Annotated in this window: 17 protein-coding genes and 1 pseudogene; 12 read left to right on the top strand and 6 right to left on the bottom strand. The window is 63.3% G+C overall.

All coding sequences use genetic code 11. The features are described from left to right. The first annotated feature begins 7 nt into the window (after positions 1 to 7). From J2Y68_RS21560 to purU, 5 genes are read left to right on the top strand one after another with little or no spacing between them, the layout of a single operon-like run. A complete protein-coding gene (locus J2Y68_RS21560; protein WP_309996914.1) occupies positions 8 to 349 on the top strand; it encodes a sarcosine oxidase subunit delta in 342 nt (113 codons plus the stop codon). 2 nt (positions 350 to 351) lie between these two features. Next, the gene (locus J2Y68_RS21555) at positions 352 to 3,297 is read left to right on the top strand and encodes a sarcosine oxidase subunit alpha family protein (RefSeq protein ID WP_309996912.1); all 2,946 of its coding nucleotides are present in this window, start codon (positions 352 to 354) and stop codon (positions 3,295 to 3,297) included. Then, positions 3,290 to 3,928, top strand: coding sequence for a sarcosine oxidase subunit gamma (locus J2Y68_RS21550; RefSeq protein ID WP_309996910.1), 639 nt, complete (start codon positions 3,290 to 3,292; stop codon positions 3,926 to 3,928). Before J2Y68_RS21555 ends, J2Y68_RS21550 begins: the two co-directional genes overlap by 8 nt. Next, complete coding sequence (locus J2Y68_RS21545) at positions 3,928 to 5,319, top strand: L-serine ammonia-lyase (RefSeq protein ID WP_309996909.1); 1,392 nt, start codon at positions 3,928 to 3,930, stop codon at positions 5,317 to 5,319. Before J2Y68_RS21550 ends, J2Y68_RS21545 begins: the two co-directional genes overlap by 1 nt. A gap of 2 nt (positions 5,320 to 5,321) precedes the next feature. Then, entirely contained in the window at positions 5,322 to 6,221 is a 900-nt protein-coding gene (purU, locus tag J2Y68_RS21540; protein WP_309996907.1) for a formyltetrahydrofolate deformylase, read from the top strand. 108 nt (positions 6,222 to 6,329) lie between these two features. Here purU and J2Y68_RS21535 read toward each other — a convergent pair whose 3' ends face one another. The 3 genes from J2Y68_RS21535 to J2Y68_RS21525 all read right to left on the bottom strand — a co-directional run bounded on the left by J2Y68_RS21535 (position 6,330) and on the right by J2Y68_RS21525 (position 9,022). Beyond that, the gene (locus J2Y68_RS21535; protein ID WP_309996905.1) at positions 6,330 to 6,833 is read right to left on the bottom strand and encodes a DUF456 domain-containing protein; all 504 of its coding nucleotides are present in this window, start codon (positions 6,831 to 6,833) and stop codon (positions 6,330 to 6,332) included. Positions 6,834 to 6,940: 107 nt separating this feature from the next. Then, a complete protein-coding gene (locus J2Y68_RS21530) occupies positions 6,941 to 8,131 on the bottom strand; it encodes an NAD(P)-dependent malic enzyme (protein WP_309996903.1) in 1,191 nt (396 codons plus the stop codon). Positions 8,132 to 8,413: 282 nt separating this feature from the next. Next, complete coding sequence (locus tag J2Y68_RS21525; protein WP_309996901.1) at positions 8,414 to 9,022, bottom strand: TetR/AcrR family transcriptional regulator; 609 nt, start codon at positions 9,020 to 9,022, stop codon at positions 8,414 to 8,416. 201 nt (positions 9,023 to 9,223) lie between these two features. Here J2Y68_RS21525 and J2Y68_RS21520 point away from each other — a divergent pair, with 201 nt between their 5' ends. The 5 genes from J2Y68_RS21520 (at position 9,224) to J2Y68_RS21500 (ending at position 17,080) form a co-directional block, all read left to right on the top strand. After that, a complete protein-coding gene (locus J2Y68_RS21520; RefSeq protein WP_309996898.1) occupies positions 9,224 to 10,348 on the top strand; it encodes an FG-GAP repeat domain-containing protein in 1,125 nt (374 codons plus the stop codon). Between the two features lie 51 nt (positions 10,349 to 10,399). Beyond that, positions 10,400 to 11,548, top strand: a complete 1,149-nt coding sequence (locus J2Y68_RS21515; protein ID WP_309996896.1) for an FG-GAP repeat domain-containing protein — start codon at positions 10,400 to 10,402, stop codon at positions 11,546 to 11,548. Between the two features lie 234 nt (positions 11,549 to 11,782). Then, complete coding sequence (locus J2Y68_RS21510; RefSeq protein ID WP_309996894.1) at positions 11,783 to 13,924, top strand: FG-GAP-like repeat-containing protein; 2,142 nt, start codon at positions 11,783 to 11,785, stop codon at positions 13,922 to 13,924. A gap of 109 nt (positions 13,925 to 14,033) precedes the next feature. Next, positions 14,034 to 15,806, top strand: coding sequence for an FG-GAP repeat domain-containing protein (locus J2Y68_RS21505; protein ID WP_309996891.1), 1,773 nt, complete (start codon positions 14,034 to 14,036; stop codon positions 15,804 to 15,806). Between the two features lie 17 nt (positions 15,807 to 15,823). Then, entirely contained in the window at positions 15,824 to 17,080 is a 1,257-nt protein-coding gene (locus J2Y68_RS21500; protein WP_309996887.1) for an FG-GAP-like repeat-containing protein, read from the top strand. A gap of 2 nt (positions 17,081 to 17,082) precedes the next feature. On the opposite strand, the gene J2Y68_RS21495 is transcribed toward J2Y68_RS21500, so the two are convergent. Then, complete coding sequence (locus J2Y68_RS21495) at positions 17,083 to 18,387, bottom strand: MFS transporter (RefSeq protein ID WP_309996884.1); 1,305 nt, start codon at positions 18,385 to 18,387, stop codon at positions 17,083 to 17,085. 158 nt (positions 18,388 to 18,545) lie between these two features. Here J2Y68_RS21495 and rraA point away from each other — a divergent pair, with 158 nt between their 5' ends. Both rraA and J2Y68_RS21485 read left to right on the top strand, forming a co-directional pair. Then, on the top strand, positions 18,546 to 19,019 hold the full coding sequence (gene rraA, locus J2Y68_RS21490; protein ID WP_309996881.1) for a ribonuclease E activity regulator RraA: 474 nt from the start codon (positions 18,546 to 18,548) through the stop codon (positions 19,017 to 19,019). A gap of 130 nt (positions 19,020 to 19,149) precedes the next feature. Next, positions 19,150 to 20,802, top strand: a complete 1,653-nt coding sequence (locus tag J2Y68_RS21485; protein ID WP_309996879.1) for an MDR family MFS transporter — start codon at positions 19,150 to 19,152, stop codon at positions 20,800 to 20,802. 98 nt (positions 20,803 to 20,900) lie between these two features. Here the strand turns inward: J2Y68_RS21485 and J2Y68_RS21480 are convergent, their stop codons facing one another. Both J2Y68_RS21480 and J2Y68_RS21475 read right to left on the bottom strand, forming a co-directional pair. Next, positions 20,901 to 22,349 carry an aromatic amino acid lyase gene (locus J2Y68_RS21480; protein ID WP_309996876.1) on the bottom strand — a complete coding sequence of 483 codons (1,449 nt, stop codon included), beginning with the start codon at positions 22,347 to 22,349 and terminating at the stop codon, positions 20,901 to 20,903. A gap of 250 nt (positions 22,350 to 22,599) precedes the next feature. Continuing rightward, positions 22,600 to 22,830, bottom strand: a pseudogene (locus tag J2Y68_RS21475) (urocanate hydratase); the annotation flags it as partial.

Below are 22,830 nucleotides of genomic sequence, written 5' to 3'. Positions count from 1 at the left end.
GAAAGACATGCTCCTCATTTCATGCCCCAACTGCGGGCCACGCGACGAAACCGAATTCCACTACGGCGGCCAGGCCCACATCGCCTACCCCGAAAATCCGAACGACCTCAGCGACCGTGAATGGGCTGAATACCTTTTCTACCGCGAAAACACCAAGGGCACTTTCGCCGAGCGCTGGGTCCACAGCACCGGCTGCCGACAGTGGTTCAACATGCTGCGCGACACCGTGAGCTACGACATCCACTCGATCTACGCGATGGGCCAGCCCCGCCCGGATACGCAATCGGGCCTCGCCCCCGGAGCCGCAACCACCGGCGCCACCGCCCCCACCTCCTCGGAAGGAGTCTAGAAGTGACCAGCAAGAACGCACGTCTCGCCACCGGCGGACGCATCGATCGCAGCATCTCTTGGCGCTTCACCGTGGACGGCCAGGCATTCACCGGCCACCCGGGCGACACCATCGCTTCGGCGTTGCTGGCGAACGGCCACATCAACGCCGGTAACTCCCTCTATGAGGACCGCCCCCGCGGCATCATGGCCGCAGGCGTGGAAGAGTCCAACGCCCTGGTCAAGATCGCACCCCGCTTCCGTGGGCATGTTGCCGAGTCCATGCTTCCCGCCACCGCGGTTTCGCTGGTGGATGGCATGAACATTGAGCTCCTTTCCGGCTTGGGCAAGCTTGATCCCAACGAGGACAAGGCCGAGTACGACAAGAAGTACGTCCACACCGACGTCCTGGTGGTCGGCGGCGGTATCGCCGGTTTGGCTGCAGCCCGCGAAGCCGTCCGCACCGGTGCCCGCGTCATCCTGATCGACGACCAGCCCGAACTCGGCGGTTCGTTGCTCTCCGGTTCCACCGCTGAGGGACTCGCCGAAACCATCGAGGGCCAGCCCACCCTTGAGTGGGTCGCGGACGTAGAGGCAGAGCTGGTTTCTGCCGCTGAATGCACTGTGCTGAACCGCACCACGGCATTCGGATCCTACGACTCCAACTACTTCATCGCAGCCCAGAACCGCACGGACCACCTCAGCGTTCCGGCAGCATCGGGTGTCTCGCGCCAGCGTATTTGGCACATCCGTGCCAAGCAGGTTGTCCTGGCTCCCGGCGCCCACGAACGTCCGTTGGTGTTCGAGAACAACGACCGCCCGGGCATCATGCTCGCCTCGGCGGCCCGCACCTACCTGAACCGTTACGCCGTTGCAGCCGGTTCGCGGGTGGTCATCAGCACCACCAACGATTCCGCCTACGCACTTGCTGCGGACCTGAAGGCAGCAGGCGTGGCGGTTGCCGCCGTCGTCGATGCCCGTCCGCAAATCAGCGCGAAGGCTGCTGCCGCCGTCGAGTCCGGTATCCGGGTCCTCATCGGCAGTGCCGTGGCCGACACGTCCGCGGATGAGAGTGGCCGCCTGAACGGCGTCACCGTCCGCAGCATTAACGACGACGGCGAACTCACCTCGGGCGTCGAACAGTTGGCTGCCGATTTGCTGGCAGTTTCCGGTGGCTGGAGCCCTGTGGTCCACCTCCACAGTCAGCGCCAAGGCAAGCTGCGCTGGGATGACGAGCTCGCAGCGTTCATTCCCGCCAAGCCCGTCCGCGACCAGCAGGTTGTCGGCGCAGGCCGCGGCAGCTACGAACTCCAGGACTGCCTCGCAGAAGGTATCTCGGCGGGAGCTGCAGCCTCCATCGCTGCGGGCTTCGAGTCCGCAACCAAGCCCGTAGAACTGCAGGCGCCGGTTGCAAGCGCTCCGAGCCGCCAGCTCTGGTTGGTCCCCGGGCAGAGCGGCGAGCCCGGCGAGTGGCACCACCACTTCGTGGACTTCCAGCGCGACCAGTCCGTGGCCGACGTCCTTCGTTCCACCGGTGCCGGCATGCGGTCCGTAGAACACGTCAAGCGGTACACCTCCATCAGCACCGCCAATGATCAGGGCAAGACCTCCGGCGTCAACGCAATCGGCGTTATCGCCGCGGCGCTGAAGTTCGGCGGAGCCGAGAACGTTCCGGGCGTGGGCGAGATCGGGACCACGGCCTACCGGGCGCCGTTCACTCCCGTGGCTTTCGCAGCGTTGGCCGGCCGCCAGCGCGGCGAGTTGTTCGACCCCGCCCGCGTCACCTCCATCCACCCGTGGCACGTCGCCCAGGGTGCACTGTTCGAAGATGTTGGACAGTGGAAGCGGCCCTGGTACTACCCGCAGGCCGGGGAAGACATGGACACCGCGGTCCTGCGTGAATGCGCAGCCGTCCGCGATTCCGTGGGCTTCATGGACGCCACCACGCTGGGCAAGATCGAAATCCGTGGCAAGGACGCAGGTGAATTCCTGAACCGGGTGTACACCAACGCGTTCAAGAAACTTGCCCCGGGATCCGCCCGCTACGGCGTCATGTGCACCCTGGATGGCATGATCTTCGACGACGGCGTGACGCTTCGCCTGGACGAGGACCGCTACTTCATGACCACCACCACCGGTGGCGCTGCCAAGGTGCTCGACTGGCTTGAAGAGTGGCACCAGACAGAGTGGCCGGACCTCGATGTGGTCTTCACTTCCGTGACCGAACAGTGGAGCACCATCGCCGTCGTCGGGCCGAAGTCCCGCGCCGTGATCGCGAAGGTCGCACCCCAGCTCGCCGAAAACGGCGGGTTGGATGCTGAAGCCTTCCCGTTCATGACCTTCCGCGAGACCACGCTCGCCTCCGGAGTGCAGGCACGCGTTTGCCGCATCTCCTTCTCCGGCGAGCTGGCCTACGAAATCAACGTCCCTTCCTGGTACGGCCTCAACACCTGGGAAGCCGTTGCCGCCGCAGGTGCCGAGTTCAACATCACCCCGTATGGCACCGAAACCATGCACGTGCTCCGCGCCGAGAAGGGCTACCCGATCGTCGGGCAGGACACCGACGGCACGGTCACCCCGCAGGACGCGGGCATGGACTGGATCGTTTCCAAGGCCAAGGACTTCATCGGCAAGCGCTCCTACCTCCGGGAAGACGCCAGCCGCGAGGACCGCAAGCACCTGGTCAGTGTCCTTCCCGTGGACCACTCGCTGAGGTTGCCGGAAGGCACGCAGTTGGTGGAGAAGGGCATCCCGGTCAACCCGGCCAACGGCCCCGTCCCCATGGAAGGCTTCGTGACTTCCAGTTACCACAGCGCCGCACTGGGCCGTTCCTTCGGCTTGGCACTGATCCAAAACGGCCGCAACCGCATCGGCGAAACCCTGGTGGCTTCGTTGGGAGACCAATTGGTGGACGTGGTTGTTGGCGAAACCGTACTTTTCGATGCTGAAGGGACCCGCAAAGATGGCTGAAACAGCAACACCAGCAGAAACCGTGAACAGCGTCCGGGGTGCCCGCCGCAGCCCGGCCGAGCACCTGGCTGAGGCTTTCACCTCCGGCTCGGTGCCGGGAACGGTGACTCTCACAGAGATTCCGTACCAGGCCATGGTGGGGATCCGGGTTGACCGAACGTCCGACGCCGGTGCCCGCGTTGCGTCCGTCATCGGCAGCTTGCCTGCCGCTTGCGGCGAGGTGACGGGCAAGGATTCCGTCAACACCCTGTGGCTCGGCCCCACCGAGTTCCTGGTGGTGGCCCCCGAGGAGGCCCACGATTCCCTGGGCGGATCGCTGGTCAGGGATCTGACCACCGCCTTGGGCGACGACGCGGGCCAGGTGGTGGACTTGTCCGCCAACCGCACCACGTTCGAGCTCTCCGGGAGCCACGCACGCGCCGTGCTGGAAAAGACCTGCTCGTTGGACCTGCACCCGCGCGTTTTCAAGGCCGGCACGGCGGTCTCCACGGAGCTCGCACACATCCCCGTGATGCTGTGGAAGACCTCGGACGAGTCCTACCGGATCTTTCCCCGGGCCTCCTTTGCCGACTTCCTGGGACGCTGGCTCCTCGACGCCATGCGGGAATACGCCTCCCCTGAGGTCCCCTGATGGCACTGAGCGTGCTTGATCTGTTTTCTGTTGGCATCGGGCCGTCGTCTTCACACACGGTGGGCCCCATGCGCGCGGCAAAGCAGTTCACTGACGGCCTCGAATCGTCCGGCCAGCTTCCGGCCACGGTGCGCGTCCAGGCTGAGCTTTTCGGCTCACTGGGCGCCACCGGCCGGGGCCACGGCTCCGACAAGGCCGTGGTGCTGGGGCTGCAAGGCCACTCGCCCGAAACCGTGGACACCACAACGGCCGACGACCAAGTGGCCGCTGCGGCACTCGATGCCGAACTGCAATTGGGCGGCAACCATCGGGTGGACTTCAACTGGGACGAGGACGTTGTCCTGCACCGCCGTAAGTCCCTGCCGGCCCATCCGAACGGCATGACCTTCCGCGCACTGGACCACACCGGAGCAGTGTTGCTGGAGCGCAGCTACTACTCCATCGGCGGCGGCTTCGTGGTGGACGGGGATGCCTCAGGTACCGACAAAGTGGTAGCCGACGACACCGTCCTCCCCTACCCCTTCAGCACCGCCGATGAACTGCTGGCCATCTGTGTCCGCGAAAACAAGTCCATCTCGGACATCATGCTGGCCAACGAACTCGTATGGCGCTCCGAGGAAGAGCTGCGTGAACGGCTCCTCGGCATCTGGGCCGTCATGCAGGAATGCGTGGACAACGGCTGCTCTGCCGAGGGAATCCTGCCGGGTGGTTTGAAGGTGAGGCGACGGGCGCCGTCGTTGTTCAAGACGCTGGCCGCCACTGACGCCGAGCTGAACGGTAAAGGATCACCGGACCCTCTCCTGGCCATGGAATGGGTCAACTTGTTCGCGCTGGCCGTGAACGAGGAGAACGCTGCGGGCGGGCGTATCGTCACCGCTCCTACCAACGGTGCCGCCGGGATCGTCCCGGCCGTGCTGCACTATTACACCAAGTTTGTTCCGGGAGCCAACGACGACGGTGTCGTGCGCTTCCTGCTGGCGGCAGCCGCCGTCGGAATCCTGTTCAAGATCAACGCGTCCATCTCCGGCGCCGAGGTCGGCTGCCAAGGCGAGGTCGGTTCTGCCTGTTCGATGGCCGCTGCCGGCCTCTGCGAAGTCCTGGGCGGAACGCCGGAACAAGTGGAAAACGCCGCGGAAGTGGGCATCGAGCACAACCTGGGCCTCACCTGCGACCCTGTGGGCGGCCTGGTGCAGATTCCGTGCATCGAACGTAATGCCATCGCCAGCGTCAAGGCGATCAACGCCGCCCGCCTGGCCCTGCACGGCGACGGCAGCCACAAAGTGTCCCTCGACAAAGCCATCAAGACAATGCGCGAGACAGGCGCAGACATGAAATCCAAGTACAAGGAGACCTCCCGTGGGGGCCTCGCCGTCAACGTAGTGGAGTGCTAGCCATGACTGCCATCCAAACTGAAACTGCCACTGTGTCCCCTGCCAGGACAACCGTGGAGCACGTCCTGACCCTCGACTGCCCTGAAGGTCCCGGAATCGTGCACGCGGTGTCCGGCTTCCTGCTGGAACACGGTTGCGACATTATCGACAACAAGCAGTTCGGCGATCGCGCCGAGGGCCACTTCTTCATGCGGGTCCACTTCGCGTCCGACGGCGACGAGTCCACGCTGGAGACCCTGCGTTCATCCTTCTGCCCCGTCGGCGAGAAGTACGGCATGAACTGGCAGCTGGAACGCCAGGGGTACAAGCGCCGTGTGTTGATCATGGTCTCCAAGTTCGGGCACTGCCTGAACGACCTGCTGTTCCGGGCCCGGATCGGAGAGTTGCCCATCGACGTGGTGGGCGTCGTGTCCAACCACACCGATCATCAGGGACTTGCCGAGTGGCACGGAATCCCGTTCTTTCACATCCCAGTCACGGCTGCGACAAAACCCGCCGCCGAGGGGCGCCTGCTGGAGATCATCGACGAATTGGACGTGGAACTCATTGTCCTGGCCCGCTACATGCAGGTTCTCAGCGACGATCTCGCCCGGCAGCTCGACGGCCGGGCCATCAACATTCACCACTCATTCCTGCCTAGCTTCAAGGGAGCCAAGCCCTACCACCAGGCCTATGCACGTGGCGTGAAAACTGTGGGCGCCACAGCCCACTACGTGAACGGCGAGTTGGACGAGGGTCCCATCATCGCCCAGCAGGTAGTGGAAGTGGACCACACGTTCGGGCCCGACGATCTGGTAGCCGCCGGCCGGGACACCGAATGCAAGGCCCTCAGCAACGCCGTTCGCTGGCACTGCGAGGGGCGGATCATCCTGAATGGGAACAGGACGATCGTGTTGAAGTAGGGCTTTGCTTTCCCGATTCGACGGCTTACTGCCATATAGACGGTTTGAGCCGTCGAATGCGCAGCGAGCCGTCGAATTGGCTGTTTAAGGACGCCCGTCCTGAGGGGCTTAGCCGTTCACGGCGTCGATCCACACACCGATGATCCAGGTACTCGCCGCAGCGCAGGCGAGTCCGAACTCCACCAGGATGCCGATGCCGGTCGCCTTGAGCGCGGCACCACTGGATTTCAGGGCGGCGGGGAAGTTGCGGGTCCGCTGGACTTCACTGAGGAGAAGCCCGACGGCGAAGCCCACGAAGAGCCCCACGACGGGAATGACGAACATTCCCACGACTCCCAGGATCACGCCAATCAGCACCGACCTGTTGGGAATGCCGTGTTGCTTGAGCTTGCGTCCGGTCAGCACCGCACTGGCGGCCATACCCGCCACCACGAACACCATCCCGACGGCGAAGATCACCCAGCCCACCGGACCGGCACCTCCCCAGATGGCCCAGGCCAGCAGGCTCGCGCCAATGAGGATACTGCCCGGCAGCACGGGAATGATGGTTCCGGCGACACCCACCGCAATGGCCAGGCCGCAGAGGATGGTCACGATGAGTTCGGCATTCATGGGCCCAGTCTAGGTGCGCCCGGCAGCCCAGCCTGACAACCAAAGAACGACGGCGACGCTCCCCAGCACGGGAGGCGTCGCCGTCGTCGGTCTTGTGTTGGTGAACGCTACTCGGCTACAGCGGCAGCAACTGCCGCGGTGACGGCGGGTGCCACGCGTGCATCCAGCGGGCTCGGCACGATGTAGTCGGCGGAGAGGTCCTCTGCGGCAAGCTCAGCAATGGCGTTGGCAGCGGCGATCTTCATGGCTGGCGTGATGCGGCGGGCGCCAGCGTCCAGTGCCCCACGGAAGATGCCCGGGAAGGCAAGGACGTTGTTGATCTGGTTGGGGAAGTCGCTGCGGCCGGTGGCAACAACGGCAGCGTACTTCTGGGCTACCTCGGGCAGTACTTCCGGATCCGGGTTGGACAGCGCGAACACGATCGACTGATCGTTCATGAGCTTCAGGTGCTCTTCGTCCAGCTTGGAGGAGGAGACGCCAACGAAGACGTCGGCGCCGGTGAGGCCTTCGCCCGGGCCGCCGGTGACCCCACGGGGGTTGGTGCGTGCGGCCATCCGGGCTTTGACACTGCCGGGATCAGCCACGAGGTCGGCACGCTCAGCGTTCACCACACCCTTGGAATCGAGCAGGATGACGTCCTTGATGCCAACCGCCAGCAGGATTTCGGCGATGGCGATGCCTGCGGCACCGGCGCCGGAAACAACCACCTTGAGGCCGGCGAGTTCGCGCTGGGTCACTTTGGCGGCGTTGGTCAACGCTGCGAGGACCACGACGGCGGTGCCGTGCTGGTCATCGTGCATGACGGGGCAATCCAGTGCTTCGATGAGGCGCTCTTCCAGCTCGAAGCAGCGGGGAGCCGAAATGTCCTCGAGGTTGACTGCGCCGAAGCTCGGACGGAGGCGGACCAGGGTCTCGATGATCTCATCGACATTGGTGGTGTTCAGTACCAACGGAATGGAGTCGAGATCGCCAAAGGACTTGAACAGGGCAGACTTGCCCTCCATGACGGGCAGGGAAGCACTGGGCCCAATGTTGCCGAGGCCGAGGACTGCGGTGCCATCGCTGACAACCACAACAAGGCGCTCTGCCCAGGTGTGCGTGCGGGCGAGCTCCGGGTTGGCGTGGATTGCGCGGCTGACCTGCGCAACTCCGGGGGTGTAGGCGATGGAAAGATCGCGCTTGTTATCCAGGGGTACGGTGCTGGAGATGGTCAGTTTGCCGCCCTCATGGGCTGCAAAGATCTCTTCTTCGCTCAGTACCAGGGCGTCGTTGTCAGTAGCAATTGTCTCGATGGACACGTCGTTGTCTCCTCAGGCTAGCCGTGGTCCCACGGCACGATGTCAGGGCAGGAACAGAACTGCTGTGCGGGCCAAGGGTGGCTGGCCCGGCGTTGCTTCTGCAGGTAAGGGGGCTGCTAGCCGCTTCGGTCCTTCCAGCCTAGGGAACGGCGAAGGGTACAAGATTCAATACCAAGAGAGACGATTCAAGAGTAAAACGTTCAACCAGCCGAAAGTGTGAGCCACGTCATGCCATAAAGCGGCTTCTCGGAGGGGATCGGTCTAGACCACCGGGTAGCTTTGCTAATCGCCGGTCAGCAGCGTGCAGGCCTTCTTAAGGTCCTTTTCTGCCTCAAACAGGGACAATCGACGGCACCGGACAGCCTGGACGAGACCACTCACCAGGTGCAGCAGGATGCGGGCCCGCACGGTGTCCTTACCGGTGTCCTTGCTCAGGGAACCAACGACTTCCTCGGACAAGGCATCGATTTCACGCAGCAGCTGCGCCGTATCCTCATCCTTGCCTGCGGGACGGATCAGGCAGTGCTCCACGCCGGGCTGCATCACCCTCAAGTGGAAGATCTCCATCATCAAACCCGCGAGCGCGTGCCCCTTGCCTTCCCGGCGACGGACGCCATCCCTGAGCTCTCTCAGCTGTTGCCGGTAGACGGCGAGCATGAGGTGTGCGGTCGAGGGAAAATACCGGTACAGCGTGCCCAGCGGGACGTCGGCGCGCGCAGCGACGTCGGAGAGGCTCAGGGTATCGAACTGCCGCTGGGCAAAGCCGGCAGCTGTCTTGAGGATGCGGGCATAGCGCAGCTGCTGTCGCGGTGTGGTGGGCGCGGCAGCCATACGGGGCAACCCCGTGGTCAGGTCAAGGGAGTACGGTTCCAGTGAGTTTGATACGGGCATTTCCGGCGATCTCTTGGCAGGCTGACAAGGAAACGGCCGGCTGCGTAAAGACCCGCGGCTGGCCGATCGCATCAATGATACGGGAGCTAAATGACCGTTTCCTGAGAGCTGGCCCAACGCCGCAGCATGCATGCCGCTCCCCCGTATTGTGGCCGCCCCCACATACACTTCTCAACAGGTCTGGTACACGGGAGGAAACACATGCAGGGATTTCGACGTCGGGTGGCAGCAGCTCTGCTGGCCGCCACTGTGGCGGCCATGGCACTTGGCGCAATGCCGGCGTCGGCAGCTCCCAGCGGTCCCGATCCCATACTGACGGGAGACGCGTTCGTCGGGCAGAAGCTGACTACGGAGATCGGCCCCTACACCTTTTACGGCTGCGGCGGCGGGAAGGGCCCGGACTTCACCGTCTATTGGACCCGGGACGGTTTCCTGGTGGCAGGCGAAACGGCTCAAAGCTACACGCTGAAACCGCAAGACACCGGCGCCCGCATGGCAGTGCACGTCACGGCCAGCAAAACCGCCTGCGGAGGCGAGTCGCTGCACAGCAATGAAACCAAACCTGTGGGCGCGGTCAACAGGGCAGCCGGCTTCTCCGGCCGCAGTTTTGAACTCCTTACGCGGACCACCGACGGTTCCCTGCAGCTGTTCGGCCGCCAAGGCAGCGCGTGGGATGCTCCCCGCACGGTGGGCTGGGGCTGGGGTGGCTTCAACCTTGTCCTTTCGCCTGGCGACTTTGACGGCGACGGCAAGTCCGATGTCCTGGCCAGGGACGCAGCCGGGACTTTGTACCTTTACTCCGGAGACGGAACCGGCGGATGGAAGCCCGGCCAGGTGATTGGCAGGGGCTGGAACGTTTTTGACCAGATCGTCAGTCCCGGCGATTTCAACGGTGATGGCACCAACGACATTCTGGCCCGCGAACCGGGCGGCGCCCTGTACCTGTACCCCGGCAATGGCTCCGGGGGCTGGTTGGCGCGTACCGCCGTCGGGCAGGGCTGGCAGGTGATGGACGCCTTGCTGACGCCGGGTGACTTCAACGGCGACGGCTCCGTGGACGTGCTCGCCAGGGACCGCAACGGCTACCTCTACTTTTACGGCGGCAACGGCGCCGGCGGATGGACGCGGTCCTGGCTGATCGGCGTCGGCTGGAATGCCCTGAAGTCGGTGGGCGCTGCGGGCGACTACAACAACGACGGCTTCAACGACGTTTACGGCGTGGACCAACAGGGCCGCCTGGTGGTGTACTTCGGCAACGGCCGGACGGGATGGAAGGACTCCGTGGTTGCCGGGAACGGCTGGGGTAACTTCACAGCGATCTTCTAGGGAAAGCCCAGCCGCGCTAGAATTGTCCTCATAAAGTCTGGGGAGGACACCATGAAGGCTTCAAAGCGCCCGACGTCCGGCGTGCGCCGGATCGTGGCGGGTTTCGCCGCGGCTGTGGTTGCCGCGATGGCCGTATCACCCGCACCCGCCATGGCCACCATGGATCCGGACAATCCCGTGATCCACGGCGCTCCGTATGTGGGCTCCACGCTCACGCTGGAGATTGAGCCGGGCACCTACTCTGGCTGCGGCGCTGCGGCGGGCCCGGACTACCGGGTCTACTGGACACGCGACGGTGTCCTTGCCACCGACCATCCGAACTTCTATCAGTACACCCTTGACGAAAAAGACCGCGGGAAGACCATCGCCGGACACGTGGTGGCCAGCCAGAACGGCTGTGACGCCCAAGAGGTCAGCAGCGAAGAAACCGCACCGATCGCAGCGTCCAACCGTGCCAACGGGTTCACCGGCCGCGGCGCCCACGAGCTCCTGGCCCGCCGGACTGATGGCACCCTCATGCTGTACTCACGCGTCAACAACACCTGGGAATCCCCTAGAACAGTGGGCCCGGGATGGAACAGCTTCACCACTGTCCTCTCCCCCGGAGACTTCACGGGCGACGGCGTCAACGACATCCTGGCAAGGGACGCAGCGGGCAACCTCTTCGTCTACGCAGGCACGGGCAACGGCGGGTTCTACGCAGGCCGGCAGGTCGGCAGTGGCTGGAACGCATTCACCATGATCGTGGCCCCCGGCGACTTCAACGGCGACGGTAACAACGATCTCCTGGCCCGGGACGCCAATGGCCTCCTGTATCTGTACCCCGGCAACGGAAAGGGCGGCTGGCTGCCACGTTCCTTGGCGGGCAGCGGCTGGAATGTGGTCAACAAGATCATCACTCCGGGAGATTTCGACGGCGACAACACAGTGGACCTCCTGGCGCGCGATTCCTCCGGAGCACTTCGCCTCTACCGTGGCAACGGCGACGGCGGCTTTACCACCATGACCGTTGTTGGCCAAGGCTGGGGAGGTATGAGCGCCATAGGCTCTGCAGGGGACATCGACGCCAATGGCAACGTGGACGTCTACGCTGTGGACGGCTCGGGACAACTGGTGGCTTATTACGGCGACGGCGACGGCGGCTGGAACGGTTCCGGCGTCATCGGCTGGGGCTGGGGCGGGTTCACGGCCGTCTTCTAAGCCTATTTCGGTTGATATGCGCACTTGAGGTGCGTCACATTGATACCAATTTCGGTATTTCATTCTCATCTGCTTTTCCCGGGGCCACGTGGCTGTATCCTCATCTCAATTGGCCTCTACAGGCCGCGCTGGCCTGTACTTCTGGGGGAATCTTTGGGGTCTCATCCTGCTGCGCACCTTGGTGCTGCGCGCTCTCATTCTGCGTCCACATCAGCCCGTACTCTGCTGATCGCCGTGGTGGTCGCCCTGACCGCTCTCTTGTTGACCCCGGCGCCTCCGGCGCACGCGGCAGGTCCCGTTCTCTCCGCCTTCGCGCGGACGTCGGCGGCTACTGTGGATGCCGGCGCTCCCGTGATTTTCAGTTTTGCCACCTCTGTGCCCGTGAAGCGGGTGGAAGTCGGGTTGCGGAGCATAGCCGGCAGCCACACCTTGGCATGGGTTGAACCGGCGGGTGCCCAAAAGGGCCTGGTGTCCGGCGTGGCTTCTGCTTCCTCATGGCCATCCGGGGCGATCGAGGTCAGCTACGTCCAGGTAATTACGACGGCGGGCGCCTCCCAGGTCTATTACCGGGGAGGCAGCGTTTATCCACCAGGCACAGGGACCACGCCCTTCGGTGATCCAGCCGCACAGGACTTCAAAGTCAAGAACCCATTGCTCCCCTACGTGGCACCGGTCCCGGTGTCCCTGGTTCCCGCAAAGGCCACGTTCGCTCCCGGACAGACGGCAGGAGTCCAGATCAAGCTATCCCAGCTTGCCCAGGCTGTCAGGCTGGTTTATCGGGATCCGTCCGAGGTAACCACCTTCGAGCTGGCGTGGGGAGGGAACCCCTTGTCCGGGCCGCAAACGGTCACGGCAACAGCAGCGGTTACGGCCGCGCAGGCAGCAGGTGCTTACACTCTGGAACGCGTGGAGGTCACCTACTTCGATGGGCTGGCCAAGGACACCTACCACCGTGACGGATCCTTGGAACGGACATCGGCCGTACCCACAGGCAACGTAGCCCGCGCAGAACTCGCCGGAGGCAACTTCGCAGTCAGCAACCCAGCAAATGTACTGCCGAAACTCACACCAACTGTGGCCCCGGGCATCAATGGAGCATTGGTGTACAACACGGTTCTCGGCATCAATTCGGGGACGTGGCCGGTGGAACCTTCTTTCTCCGACTACCAGTGGTACAGGAATGGCTCTCCCATCGACTACGCCATCCATAACACCTACCAGTCCAATATGACCGTGGACCCAGGAAACATGATCTGGGTGCGCTTCACCGCCCGGGCAGCCGGGTACCTACCCGCCGTCGTCTCCTTGACCCCTGTTGGGCCCATGCCGCGCCGCGCCTGGGTGGGTAATTTGAACATCAACGGCGATGCGTCCGTTGGCGGCCTGCTGAGGCTGGACCATGGGCCCGCAGGGGTTGACCCCGTTGGCGGACAGCCCAGTTACACCTACGTCTGGAAGCGCAACGGAACTCCTATTCCCGGCGCAACCTCCAGGGAATACAAGCCCACGCTGGCGGACAAGGGCGTCATCATCACGGCCGGGGTCACGGCACGCTTCGACGCAGGCACTGTGGTCACCGAAGTGGTGGATCTCAGGGGCCGCATCGCAGACAAGACCCGGGGCAAGGGATTCAACGCGGACGGCACTGGCGACATATTTGCTCGTGACGCCGCCGGCAACCTCTGGCTGTACCCCAGCAATGGAAGCGGCGGCTGGTTGCCGGCACAGAAAATCGGCCAAGGATGGGGCGGCTTCACATCCCTGCTTTCGCCCGGCGACTTCGACGGCGACGGAAACGTGGATGTCATGGCGAGGGACAGTGCCGGAAGACTATTCCTCTACCAGGGCAACGGCCAAGGTGGCTGGCTCCGCTCCTACCAGATTGGCCAAGGGTGGGGCGCCGTGAAGGACATTGTGGCCCCTGGCGACTTCAACGGGGACGGAACGGCTGATCTCATTGTCAGGGATTCGTCCAACACCATGGTGATGTATCCCGGAAACGGTCGGGGCGGCTTCCTCGCTCCATACACGCTCAGCGGCGGCTGGGGTGAGTTCAATGCCTTTGTCTCCCCGTCCACCAGCTCCATATTCGCCCGTGACCGCGACGGCAACCTCAGGAAGTACTCGGGGGCCGGCAACGGATACTTCGCCGACAACGTGTGGACACCTAACGCCTTCAGTGCTTACGCGGGGTATGGCTGGGGAGGCTTCACCCGCATTGGAGCGCCCGGTGACTTCGACAGCGATGGGGTTCCGGAAGTGTTCGGAATATCCCCCGATGGACGGCTCACCATGTTCTACGGGCTGGGCCACATCGCGCTGAAACGCCAAGCCACCATCGGTTGGGGCTGGAACGCCTTCAACACCGTCTTCTAACCCATGCCCAGCCCGCACCGACTTCTCATCCCCGGGGGATCCCTTGACCATAACCAGCCCAGCACAGACTGGTCGTAAACGTACAGCGCATCGACTTCTTGGATTCCTCATGGGGCTGACCATGTCCGCAGCCCTGGTTGCGCCAGGGGCCGTGTTGACGGGCCCGCCGGCTATGGCGGCTGACCAACCCGCGCCGCAGGTCACGGCCATGAAACGCGCTTCGCCGGAAACTGTTACCCCTGGCTCGGCAGTTCAAATCAACTTCACCTTGGCCCAGCGCGCCCAGCGGGTGGTCTTCGTCTTCAAAGACGGATCCCTGGCGACCGAAAACCGCCTTGAATGGACAGGTACGCCCGCTGCTGGTCCACTCACGGCAACCGCATCAACTCCGGTCACCGGCGCTTTCTCCCATGGTCTGCACAAGCTTCAGAGCGTGGTCATTTATTACGGCTCCGACTCCCTGGCGTACTACCGCGGCTCCCCCAATCAACCCACTCTGCCGGTGTCGTGGGAAAGCCTCGACTTCACTGTGAACAACCCCGGTAGTGTCCTGGTTCCCAATTCCAATCTGGTTCCACCCAGACTTGGCATCCGCAAAGAGGCCGGATACTCCTACGCCTCGTTCTCCGTTGATCACGGGACATGGTCGGCGCCGCCGTCATCGTACAGCTACGAGTGGTTCAGGGATGGCGTCCGGCAGAACGCTGACGCCGGGGAGTTCTACGTTCCGGACACTTATGCAGGCACGGGGTCCGGCCTGACCCTGAAGCTCACAGCCATGGCACCGGGACGCCTTCCCGAAACCGTGGAAACCGCACCCTTCTACCTGGTGGATGCAACCGAACCTCATCTGGCTCCCAATGTCTCGGTCCGCACCCCCACCAAAGCAGTGTTCGATGCCTCAACCATCAAAGGACTGCCGGCAGGAGCCAAACCATCGGTGAGCTACCAATGGCTTATGGACAAGGTAAAGCCCATAGCCGGGGCCACCGGCGACACATACGTCCCCAAGCCCTATGAGGTCGGTAAGCAAATCGGCGTCGCGGCGGTGGTCAGCTACGGCGGCAGTGTGGTGGGCATCTTCCGCAGCCCATCGGACCCGACGGTCAGGATGCACTCGCTCCTGCGCGACTTCGATGGCGACTCTCGGCCGGATGTGATCACCAGGAAGCCGAATGGCACGCTGACGCTGTTTTCCGGCGCCCCTGGAGGAGATTTCACGAGCGGAAGCAAGGACATAGGGTGGGGCTGGGCCGGCTTCACGTCCCTCTCATCTCCCGGCGACTTTGACGGTGATGGCTTCATGGACGTCCTGGCCCGGGACACCTCAGGACAGCTGTGGCTGTACCGGGGCAATGGACGCGCCGGCTGGCTGGGCTCCTCAGTGATTGGTACCGGTTGGGGTGTCTTCAGCGAGATCATTCCCGCCAGTGACTTCAACGGTGACGGTACCAGCGACATCCTGGCCCGCGACGCCCAGGGAAGGCTCTTCCTCTACCCCGGCAACGGCCGTGGTGGATGGCTTCCGGCATCGCAAGTCGGGCAGGGGTGGAATATCTTCAACAAGGTGTTTACCCCGGGCGATTTCAGCGGCGACGGGGTCTCCGACATCCTTGCGAGAGGAACCGACGGAAGGCTGAACGCCTACTATCCCGATGGCAAGGGTGGATGGACTTCTTCCCGGGTTCTGGACGGAAACTACGCTTCCAACCGGTACATGGGTCCCTTGGGCGGCTTCAATCCAGGAGAGATTTATAACTACTTCTTCAGTGTGACTGACCAAGGCGTTTTCCGCGGCGAAGAAATGAGCACAGACAGCTACTCGTACCGGCAGTCGTACCAGATCGGCACTGGCTGGGGCTATCTCACCGCCGTCTTCTAGCCACTTGGGGGGAAACTTTGGAGCATGTAAATATCCTGCGATCGTCCGCAACCAGCCGGGTGCGCCGCGTCCTCGCACTACTGACAACATCGGTGATTGCCGGTGCCGGAGCCTTGGCCGCTCCTGTTGCAGCCGGTCCGGCCACCGCCGCGCCGTCATCCACTCCGGCTCATGCGGCTTCCTTCGTGGCAGCCTCGCCCCGGCAGGTATTCATGGGCCAGCCGCAGCTCAAGGGGGACCCCACAGTGGGTGGCGTGCTCAGCGCCGAGTTGGGAGGCTACGCACCCTTTGTGGTTCCAGCGGGCGGAACGCCTGCCTTCAGCTACAAATGGACACGGGACGGCCAAGTAATCCCCGGCGCTACGGGCTCGACCTACCGGGCCACAGCTGCTGACCTCGGCAGGGTGGTCGGCGTTCTTGTCACCGTCTCCTACGACGCGGAATCACGCCTGACACTGCAAGCGGACTATCCGCTGCGAATCGCGGCGAAACCGCGGGCACGGGGCTTCAACGGCGACGACACCCTGGACATTTTTGCGCGTGACGCCGCCGGCCGGCTTCTCCTTTACCCCACGGATGGCAGGGGCAACTGGCGTCCGGCACAAGTTCTCGGCACCGGTTGGAACGTCTTCAACACCCTGTTCTCGCCCGGAGACTTTGATGGTGACGGCACAGTGGACGTTATTGGCCGCGACGCGCAAGGACGACTCTTCCTTTACCAGGGCAACGGCACAGGAGGCTGGAAGAACGCCTTCCAGATCGGCCAGGGCTGGCAGGACTTCAGTGCCATCTCAGGGGCCGGCGACTTCAACGGCGATGGGACCAATGATCTGCTTGTTGTTGATCGCTGGTATCAAGCGATTCTGTACCCGGGCAACGGACGGGGCGGATTCCTGCAGCCCTACGGGGTGGACACCTATTGGATCAACCAGAGTCCTGTATTCGCGATTGGCCACTTCGGAGGGACGAGCAAACTGGGTGTTGTCTCCCGTGACATCTATGGGGACCTGACGCTGCATGAGTCCTCCCGCAACGGATGGTTTGCCGGCAGAGAGCGCATCGGTACAGGGTTTGGCGGTATGACCACCGTGGGTTCAGCCGGCGACTTCAATGGGGACAACAAGATGGACGCTTACAGCATCAATTCCACAGGGCAGTTGACCATGTATTACGGCAACGGTTCCGATTACCTGACCAGCGGGCGACCGGACATCCGGTGGTACGGACAATCCGTCGTTGGTTGGGGCTGGGGTGGCTTCACGGCCGTCTTCTAGGCCTAGTCGACGCTCTTGATCTTCACAACGAACACGGCACCGAGGAGCCCAATGACTGCGGCGGCTATGTACAACGAGACGTAGCCGCCCAAGGAGTCAACAAACAGGAAGGCAATCGCCGGGGCGAGCACTTGGGGCAGGGAATTCGCGATGTTGATGACACCGAGGTCGCGGCCGCGGTCCAACGCCGTTGGGAGGACCTGGGTGATGAGCGCGAAGTCCACCGCAAGGTAGGCTCCGAAACCGATTCCAAGTACCGCCGCGCCTGCAAGTCCCCCAATCCAGGTAGGGGCAAAAGCAAGGATCAGAGACGCTGCAGCGATGATGACTGACGATGCTATGACCAGGGGCTTCCGCCTGCCCATCCGGTCACTCAGCCGTCCGCCCAGCACGCTGGTGATGATGACGGTCACCGCGTAAAGGCCGGTCAGGACCAGCACGCCAAATTCCGGCTCAATACCCTCCGTTTCCTTAAGCCGGACGACATCGCTGAGGAAAAAGAGCAGATACAGCGTGACCATGTGGTTACCGGTGCTGACCAGGAGCCGGGTCAGCCAAGCCCAGGCGAAATCCGGATAGCGTTTGGGCGAAACCCAGAAGCCCCCGACGAACCGCCACAGGCTGAACGGCGGCCGCTCCTGCTGCGGCAGTGGTTGGTCGTCGCTCTTGAACAGGTAAAGCACGACGCCGGCCAACAGCGCCGCGGCGCACACCCAGTAACCGGCCGCAAAGTTTCCAGCTACGACGGCCGCAATGACTGCACCAACGAGGATTCCCACGGTTTGGCCCATGGCAGCCAGCCCGCCGACCGTTCCCCGCTGTGGCACGGGAACGCGGTCCGGTACAGCGGCTGTTATTGCGGCGTACATGGCATTGGCTCCGGCCTGCACCAAGCACCACAACAACGCCATCACGGCAACGTTCGGAGCACCGGCCAGAGCCACAAGGGCGACTGCGCCAAGTATGGCGCCCATGAGGACCCAGGGAACACGGCGTCCAAACCGGGAGGTAGTCCGGTCGCTGAAGGCGCCGAACAAGGGGTTGGCCACCATGGAAACGGCCGCACCGCACCCTGTCACCAGCGCGAGGATCGCTTCCTTCTGACCCTCGTCAAAATGCGCGGCCTGTTGCCCCAGAAGCACCTGCAGGGGACCAAAAAACGCAGCGTTGATACCCAGGTTAACCAGCACTACGCCCGTAACCCAGAGCGGCCGGACCCGATCAACCGGTTCGGCCAGTGCCGTCGTGGCACCGCCGTGGACGGCGGTTGGGTCCGGCACCGGGCCCGGAAGGTCGGACAGGCTCATGGAAGATTCCCCCTCATATCAATCTTTGGATTCAGCCTAGCGTGGCAGGACGACACCGGACCGCCATCCAGCGCTTTATCCACATATGCCCGAAAAGTACGCGGTGGGAGTGTGCGCGGGAGGTTAGTGTGGCCTTGAACCGACGAAGGAGCAGCACTGTGAACGAGCAACCCAATACAGCCGACCTCTACGATGAACGCGGCGAAGAACTTGAGTCCATTGCCCTGCAGTTCCAGGACCTTGGCGGGCACTCCCACTTCAGCGGGCGTGTGCGCACCGTTCGGTGCTTCGAGGACAATGCCCTGGTGAAGACCGTGCTGGGCACGCCAGGAGAGGGAGCCGTCCTGGTAATCGACGGCCAAGGATCCCTGCGAACGGCACTCATGGGCGACATGATCGCTGAAAGCGCCGTAGCCAACGGGTGGGCCGGGGTGGTCATCAACGGTGCTGTGCGCGACAGAATGGCCATCGCCCACTTGCCCTTGGGCGTCAAAGCCCTCGGCAGCAACCCCAGGAAGAGCGCCAAAACCGGCGGGGGCGAGACAGATGTGGATCTTGTCCTCGATGGGGTGCGCATACAGCCCGGCGTGATGATCTACTGCGACCCGGACGGCATCCTGGTGGAGCGCTGACACCGGCCAGCGCGTCACCGACCATCCCTGCCAAGGAAATATTCTCGCTCCGGGAATCAAACAGGCATTAGGATAGTTACTGAAAGCAACTATCCTGCTTAATCCCTTTTCTGCCATCTCTGGAGAAGATATGTCCAAATCCACGCCCGTGCGGGCCGCCGGTGAGGTGCTGACGCATCGTCAGACGCTCACCGTCATGGTGGGACTCATGCTCGGCATGTTCCTGTCCTCACTGGACCAGACCATTGTGTCCACGTCCATCTACACCATCGCCAACGACCTCGATGGTTTGTCACTTCAGGCGTGGGCCACCACGGCGTACCTCATCACTTCCACGGTCAGCACGCCGCTCTATGGCAAGCTCAGCGACATCTTCGGCCGTCGGCCCCTGTACCTCATAGCCATCCTGGTGTTCCTGGCCGGCTCCCTGTACGCGGGATCGGTCCACTCCATGACGGAGCTCGCCATTGCCCGCGGCATCCAGGGGCTTGGCGCCGGCGGCTTGCTGGCACTGGCGTTGACCATCATCGGCGACATCGTTGCGCTGAAGGACAGGGCGAAATACCAGGGCTATTTCATGTCCGTCTTCGGCATTTCCTCGGTTCTTGGCCCCGTGATTGGCGGCGCTTTCGCCGGCTCGGCCAACATCCTGGGCTTCGACGGCTGGCGCTGGGTCTTCTTCATCAACCTGCCTATCGGCCTCGCAGCGCTGGTTGTGGTCTTCATGTACCTGCACCTGCCCGCGCGGCACGTGAAACAGAAGATCGACTACTGGGGCGCTGCCGCCATCACCTTGGCCATCGTTCCGCTGCTGCTGGTGGCTGAGCAGGGCCGCACGTGGGGTTGGTCCTCTGCGGGATCATGGCTTTGCTACGGCCTGGGCGTCATCGGTATTGTGGCGTTCCTGCTGGCCGAGAAGCGTGCCGGCGACTACGCGTTGATTCCGTTGCGCCTCTTCAAGAACACCACCTTCGGCTTGTCCTCGCTGTTGAACTTCATCATCGGTATCGGCATGTTCGGCGCGATTGCCATGCTGCCCATGTACTTACAGCTGGTGAAGGGCCTCACCCCCACCGAGGCTGGCCTGATGATGATCACCTTCACCGTAGGCATCCTCTTCGGTTCCATCTCCGCCGGACGGACCATCTCCTCATCCGGCGTCTACAGGATCTTCCCCATCATGGGAACGGCAGTCCTGGCAGCCGCGGCAACCGTCATGGGCTTCGTACTCGGAGTCGACACGGGCCTCTGGGTTCCCGGATTGATTGCTGTGTTCTTCGGCGTCGGCCTGGGCTTCTGCATGCAGCCGCTCACGCTCGCCATGCAGGTCTCCGTCCCACCCAAGGACATGGGCGTGGGTACTTCCACGGCTGCGTTCTTCCGCTCGATGGGTGGCGCAGTGGGCACGGCCGTGTTCATCTCGATGCTGTTCAGCACGGCAGCTGACAAGATCGCTGATGGCATGAAGACAGCCGCCTCCAGCCCGGATTACCAAGCCGTCATGCGGGATCCGGCCGTCGCCTCCGACCCCGCGAATGCCAAGCTTTTTGATTTCTTCAAAAACGGCGCCAATAACGACTCACTGAATGACACCAGCTGGCTGCATTCGGCCAACAGCACGCTCACCCGGCCCATCACCGAGGGTTTTGCCCAAGCCATTGATGTGGTCATGCTGACCGCGGCTGGGCTCATGATCATCGCATTCCTGATCAGCTTCGCATTGCCCAACAAGAAGCTCACGGATCCCAAGGCTGCGGCCAAGGATTCTGTTCCGGCGCACTAACACCGGAACACGCTCTTTACGGCAAGAAGAACGGCAGGCAGTCCACGGACTGCCTGCCGTTCTTTGTCATGGCAAGACCGGTCAGTGCACAGTCGACGTCAGTTGGCGGCGCGAACAAGCTGAAGGGCCCGTTCAACATCGCCCCGCAGGTCACGGTCGCCCATCTCGGACGGCAACGTGAATCCGGCCTCCAACATGGCGCGCAGCTTCGGGCTGCTGAACTCGTCGGCTCTCCGCTTTTGCAGTCTCATGGCCCGCGCAGCACAAACCAGTTCGACGGCGGTGATGGTCGCCAGGGCTTCCGCCGTGGACTCCAGCTGAGCCGAGGCCAGGCTCGCGAAGCTTGCGTCTTCCTCAGAGCCTAAGGACAGCACGACGGTCTGCAGACTTGTTGGCTGCGCATTGGCGCGGATCTTTCCCGCTGCAGCCGCTGCAACGTACTCCAGCATCATGACGCCGGACTGACCCGTTGCATCTTCAGCCAGGAAGGGGTGCATGCCCGTGTAGTTGGGGTCGCAAAGGAGATCAATCCTTCGCAAGTGAGTTGCGCACGCGGCACCCACAGCCACCTGCAGGGCATCGATGCGCCTGGCGAGGTTGGTCATCTGGAAGAGCCCATGATGGGCCACATCGTTGCTGCCCTCGGCCGGGGAGCCATGAACCATAGGGTTCTCGTTGCCTGCGGTAACCAGACGGCGCAGCAAAGAACCCAGCGCCGCCAATTCCTCCCATTGGGAACCGAAAATTTGCGGCAGGGTCCGCAGGCAGTACGGGTCCTGGATTCGAGCCGGTGTGCCACTGCCCTGGACCAGCCCATGGAACGCGTTGGCTGCCTGTGCCACAGCCGGGGTGTCCGCCGCCGCTGCCACCGCCGGGCTCAGCGCCTCTGCATTGCCGGACATCGCTACGAAGGACATCGCGGCCACGGAGGCAGCGTTGTCCAGGAGCCTGGACAACTCCTGATGAACCAGTACCGCCCGGGCAATGGTCAATGCGCTGGAGCTGATGAAGGGGAGGGCATCGGCCGTAGCCCAGCGGTCCACAAGGCGTGGCACTTCTCCCCCACCCAAAGGCTCGCGTTCACCGAGCATCGTCAGGGCCGTACCGGCCAAAGCTTGTAAATCGGCCGTCCCGATGCCGCCGAACTCCCGGATTTCGGGAACGACATCAGCGTTGATCAGCTCAGCAAGCGCCTCGGCAATTGCTGGATTGATCCCTGAGGCGCCAGCGGCCAATTGGGAGAGCCGGACAACCAACATGGCTCGGACGGTGCGCCGTTCCAGCGGCTTCCCGGCATCCACGGCATGGCTGCGCAGGAGCTTGAGCCCGTGGCTGTCTCCACCATCAACCTCAGCCAGCGACACCGTCCGGTTCGCCCCAACACCCGTGGAGCGACCATAGACGGGTCGTCGCAAAGCAGTGGCCTCCGCGGACCGTCGCGACTCTTCCATGCGTGCCAAGGCTTCCGGAGAAAGCGCAACCTGTTCGCCGTCCGCTACGGAGACGATGTCCCGGAAATCCAACCGCTGGCCATCAATCACGATCATGGATCGGTCCTTTCATTCGCGGTCAAAGGTGGAGCAGCAACAGACCGGCGGTGGTGGTCAGGTTGTTTCGCGACGACCACCACCACGGCCGGCTAATCCGTTTCCGGGGCAAACCGGACAGGGTTCCAATCTGTGACAGCGCGGGCAGGAGCCTGCTGCCGTGAAGCCGGCTGCATCGTGGGCACGGCTTCAGTTTGCCGCGTCTCCGAATCGGAGCACACCCGCGATGTTTGAGGCCTAGTGGACAAGGTCATTTGCTTGCTTCCGAGGAGACGACCTGGTTCATGGGGATGCGGACGCCGCGTTCGTTGGCGACGTCGATGGCGCGGTCGTAACCGGCGTCGACGTGGCGGATGACGCCCATACCGGGGTCGTTGGTCAGGAGCCGTTCGAGCTTCTCCGCGGCGAGGTCTGTGCCGTCCGCGACGGAGACCTGCCCGGCGTGGAGTGACCGTCCGATGCCGACGCCGCCACCGTGATG

The sequence above is a fragment of the Paenarthrobacter nitroguajacolicus genome (assembly GCF_031455195.1).
GTDB classification, from domain to species: domain Bacteria; phylum Actinomycetota; class Actinomycetes; order Actinomycetales; family Micrococcaceae; genus Arthrobacter; species Arthrobacter nitroguajacolicus_D.
Note: the sequence above shows the minus strand (reverse complement) of the source record. Positions and strands in the feature narration are given on the sequence as shown.